At 44.2% G+C, this 1186-nt stretch carries 1 protein-coding gene; it reads right to left on the bottom strand.

What is annotated here, in order from left to right:
- On the bottom strand, positions 1-1160 hold a 1160-nt coding region (gene tuf, locus Q7U95_RS04105), incomplete at its 3' end, for an elongation factor Tu (protein WP_308752071.1).
- Between the last annotated feature and the right edge of the window lie 26 nt (positions 1161-1186).

Here is a 1186-nt window from a genome sequence, read left to right as displayed (position 1 = left end):
CCCTCGCGGATAGCAAATCTAAGTCCTTCTTCCATAGCAATTGGAGTAATTAACTCCACCTCAAATTCAGTGTTATCTCCAGGCATAACCATCTCAACCCCTTGGGGAAGAGTAACAACTCCGGTAACGTCAGTAGTTCTGAAAAAGAATTGCGGACGATAACCATTAAAGAACGGGGTATGCCTTCCTCCCTCTTCCTTGGTGAGCACATATACCTGAGCCTTGAATTTAGTGTGAGGGGTAATCGAACCGGGTTTGGCAAGAACCTGACCTCTTTCAATTTCTTGTCTGGTTACACCACGAAGAAGAGCGCCTATATTATCTCCAGCTTGAGCTTCGTCTAAAAGCTTTCTAAACATCTCAACGCCGGTTACAATGGTCTTTTTGGTTTCATCCTTCATGCCGATAATCTCAACTTCTTCTCCGACTTTAATCTTGCCTCTTTCAACACGACCGGTAGCAACAGTGCCTCGTCCGGTAATCGTGAAGACATCTTCCACACTCATCAAGAAAGGTTTGTCTACATCTCTCTTGGGTGTCGGGATATACTCATCCACTTTATCCATAAGTTCAAGAACTTTTCCGCACCATTCGCAGGTTTCTTTGCCACAGCCACATTCAAGAGCTTTAAGAGCTGAACCAGAAACTATGGGAGTGTCGTCTCCCGGAAATTCGTATTCACTTAAAAGTTCTCTTACTTCCATCTCAACAAGTTCTATCAGTTCGGGGTCATCCACCATATCCACTTTATTTAGAAATACTACGATGTAGGGAACACCCACTTGTCTTGCTAAAAGAATATGCTCTCTTGTTTGAGGCATAGGGCCGTCAGCTGCCGATACAACTAAAATTGCCCCATCCATCTGAGCGGCACCGGTTACCATGTTCTTTACGTAATCGGCGTGACCCGGGCAGTCCACGTGAGCATAGTGACGATTCTTTGTCTCATACTCAACATGAGAGATAGCAATGGTGATACCTCTTTCTCTCTCCTCCGGAGCGTTGTCAATAGAATCAAAAGACCTCTCTTCAACATTTAATCCGATGCTGTGAAGACATTTGGTAATCGCCGCGGTAAGCGTCGTCTTGCCATGGTCCACATGACCAATGGTTCCGATATTCATGTGTGGTTTAGTTCTTTGAAATTTTTCTTTAGCCATTATTTCCTCCTTAAATGCTTAAAAAC

Origin of the sequence: Candidatus Oleimmundimicrobium sp. (genome assembly GCF_030651595.1) — a bacterium.
Classification (GTDB): domain Bacteria; phylum Actinomycetota; class Aquicultoria; order UBA3085; family Oleimmundimicrobiaceae; genus JAUSCH01.
The sequence above is the reverse complement of the archived record's forward strand: the minus strand, read 5'-3'. Positions and strand labels throughout refer to the sequence as shown.